Raw genomic sequence first — 3,363 nt, forward strand, 5'->3', positions numbered from 1 at the left:
TCCCACAGCTGCCCGGCAAAGTAGGTGGACCCGTCGGGTGTGCTCATCAGGTCGCGCAGGATGCTTTCGAGGGCCCGCCCCTGCGGACCCGGCCGCATGATCGCGACTTGCGCGCGCGTCCAGTCCAGCAGCCACTGCCCCACCGGGTGCCGCTCCGCCTGGTAGGTGTCGAGCAGCCCGGCAGGCGCCGTGCCGCGGACCGTGGCCGCGAGTTTCCAGCCGAGGTTCATCGCGTCGCCCAGGCCCGCGTTCAGGCCCTGGCCGCCGAGTGCGGAATGGATGTGCGCCGCATCGCCGGCGAGCAACACGCGGCCCTTGCGGTACGCCGTGACGAGCCGCGCGCGGTCGGTGAAGCTGGTGGCGAGGTGGACGGCGGACAGCGTGACATCGGTGCCCGACACGCGGCGAAGCACCACCTGCAGGTGCTCGAGCGTGATCGCCTCCGATCGGTTGAAGGCGCCGCCATCAAAGTCGGCGATGGCGATCTGGCCCGGCTGGTTCATGTAGAAGCCGACGGGTGTGGCATTGCGACCGGGGCGCAGCTTCTCGGGGTCGGCGATGTCCACCAGCGCCGAGTACGCGGTGAATTCGGGCTCGGTGCCGGGGAACTCGAAGTCGCCCAGCTTGCGAACCGTGCTGCGGCCACCATCGCAGCCGACCAGCCACTTCGCCTGGACCGAGAGGCTCCCGGTGTGGACGAGGACGTGGTCGCCGCGGTCATCGAACCCGGTGACCGCCAGCCCGCGGCGGATGTCGACGCCCAGCGTGAGCGCCCGCGCCGTGAGGACCGACTCCACCGATGCCATGTCGGCTGCGAAGTTGCTGGAGGCCGGGTTCGGCAGGCGGTACGTCCAGCGAGACGGGTCGATCCTGGCGGCGTCGATCGCGATGCCCGCGAAATGACCGGCCTGGGCTTTGCGTGGAGCGCCCGTTGCAGCCGCCGCGGTGGCACGGAGGTCGTCGAGGAGCCCGCGGCGGTGGAGCGCCTCGCCGGTCGCGACGGACAGGCCGCGGGTGCCGAGCGGCGCTGCCTTCAACGGGGTTGCGGGGCTGTCGGCCCGTTCGAGGACCAGCACGTCGAGCCGGGCCAGCGCGAGCTCGCAGGCGAGGAATAGGCCGACGGGGCCGGCGCCGGCGATGACGACATCGTGAAGACGGGGAGAGGATTGGGAGGTCATGGCATGTGGATGGCAGTCGCACAGCTTCGCGCGGCTGCGTCGATGCGCAGCCGGTCGGGACAACGAAACTGAGGGGGTCAGCAGGCGAGCGCGTGGGTCTCCGGCTTCAGCGGGAGAAACAACGCGGTCGACGATTCAAGGTCGGGAACGAAGACGGGTTCGCTTGGCGATAGGCCGCACCGATGGGTGGGATGTTCCGGGGAAGGCGTCCCGGCGCAGGAGGCACGGGATCGGGAGCGATTCTAGCGGCGGAGCGGACTCACGCAGACCTTCTCAGATGATGCCTGTCATTCGATGATTCGAGGACCCACTTGCTGGTGTTCATTGGCAGGTTCCAGTGGGTGATGGAGGTGTAGCCGACAGCAGGGTAGGCGCGCCGAAAGGCGGCATCTCCGTAGCCGAAGAAGTACTGAAAGGCCACCTGGATCACGCCGCCATGGACCACGAGCACGGCGGTCTGCCCGAGGTGTTTCTTGACGATCGCGTGGAGTGCCGATTGCACCCGGGCACTGAACTCGATGGTGGTTTCGCAGCCAGGGGCGAAGCGATGGAATTGCCGGTCTCGCTCGCTCAGGCTCTGCCAGAGGGTGGTGAACTCGTTGGTGTCCATCGTGCCGTCGTCGCTCCGCCATTCCTCCAGGTCTTGTTCCAGCACGGCAGAAAGGCCGAGCGCCGGGGCCAGGATGTCCGCAGTCTGCCGAGCTCTTGGCAGCGTGCTGGCGTAGAGGGCGTCGGCGTGGATTTCCTTGCCGAGGCGAAGCCTGTCGGCGAGTGCCTGCGCTTGCAGTTTCCCCTCATCGGACAGCCCGAGATCGACGTGCGGGCCCACGCCGTCGACCTGCCCTTCGTCGTAGGCGCCATGGCGGATCAGAAAGATGGAAGTCATGCTTGTCGTGGCGCTGGTCATTTGATGGCCTCGCTCCTCACCTCGACGGTGCCGTCACCTTGCCGAACCCGCGTGACGAGAATCTCTCCTCGGTAGCCGGCTGCAGCGGTGCCACGCACGACCCAGACGCCGTCTTCCAGCGTCGCGGAGTAAGGCTCGAATCGAGCCGTGCTGGCTGGACTGAATGACGACTGGCTCGTCTTCTCGGAGATGGAGCGCCAGGCCTGCCTTGACGCTGCAATGGCCGCATCGGGAGAGTCGACGGAGTTCTTGCCTGGGGCCACAAACGCGGAGCACCAGGGCCGCAATGAGTCCCAGCGCGAACGGGGCCAGAAAGACGCCGACCATGAGCCAGCCTTCGAGCCTGAAGTGCCGATTGATCGATGTCATCGTGGTGCTTCCACCTTGCTGTCCCCCCCCATCTGCGGGCTTCGCCACGAAGGCTTGCTTTCCGTGGCGATCGAATCCCGCTTGCTCGTAGAACTGCAAAGTGCCTTCGTCCTTGCGGCCGGTGAGCAGCATGACCTTGTAGCACCCTTGCTTCCAGGCTTCAGCCAGGGCCTGCGCAAGGAGGGCTTTGCCCCAGCCTTGCCCACGATGCGCCGCATGGGTGACGACGTTCTCGATCAGCCCGTAGGGCCGGCAAGCGCGAGTGAGGTTCGGAATGACGGTGAGCGTGCAGCTCGAGACCAGATCGGCTTCGGCAAAGCCGCCGAAGTACTTGATCCGTGGATTGGCGAGAGCCTCAGCCCAGACGGCCTCGATGGCTGAGATGGGCGGCGGCGGGTCGTCATGCTCGTGCAGGTGCGTGTACAGGCGGAGCAGCGGCTGAAGTTCCTGCGGCTGAAGCTCGCGAATGTTCATGTGGGTGACTTGTAGCAGGGAATGTCCATGCGCGGTCAGACGTCCGGTTCACCCCAAAAGTCAATGAACAACTTTTTGAGATTGGGAGGAATCATCGGCCAAGCCCATCGCCTGGCATCGGCCTTCAGCCCCGACATCAGATTCTCGACGCACTGTGCCAAGAAGTCGTCAGCATCGGCCGCTTCGACTGGAAACCTGGAAGCGATCGCACGCCTCACTCCGATGATGTTCATCGTCCAGGCTCCTGTCCGCGAACCACTGCGAAATGCAGCGAGGTCTCGAGCTCCTTCTTTCGATCGGCCAAGTGCAGGTGATCGAACGCGTCTCCCATTCGATTCATCTCGCGTGCGTCTCCTTGAAGGGCACCGAGCCTTGCGGCTGGCCCCCCATCTTGAACGGGACCGTGGTCTGCGCCTGCACGGCGCAGGCAACGAG

Annotated in this window: 4 protein-coding genes; all 4 read right to left on the reverse strand. The window is 65.9% G+C overall.

Annotation, left to right across the window (positions count from 1 at the left end; all coding sequences use genetic code 11):
• On the reverse strand, nucleotides 1-1,178 hold a 1,178-nt coding region (locus AC1D15_RS23070; protein ID WP_477827808.1), incomplete at its 3' end, for an FAD-dependent monooxygenase.
• A 259-nt stretch (nucleotides 1,179-1,437) separates the two neighbouring features.
• Nucleotides 1,438-2,085: a histidine phosphatase family protein gene (locus tag AC1D15_RS23075; protein WP_477827809.1), complete on the reverse strand. Its 648-nt coding sequence runs from the start codon at nucleotides 2,083-2,085 to the stop codon at nucleotides 1,438-1,440.
• Between the two features lie 33 nt (nucleotides 2,086-2,118).
• Nucleotides 2,119-2,928: a GNAT family N-acetyltransferase gene (locus AC1D15_RS23080; protein WP_477827810.1), complete on the reverse strand. Its 810-nt coding sequence runs from the start codon at nucleotides 2,926-2,928 to the stop codon at nucleotides 2,119-2,121.
• A 35-nt stretch (nucleotides 2,929-2,963) separates the two neighbouring features.
• Entirely contained in the window at nucleotides 2,964-3,161 is a 198-nt protein-coding gene (locus AC1D15_RS23085; RefSeq protein ID WP_477827811.1) for a hypothetical protein, read from the reverse strand.
• Nucleotides 3,162-3,363: the final 202 nt, after the last annotated feature.

The sequence above is a fragment of the Rhizobacter sp. P2_H2 genome, from assembly GCF_056403375.1.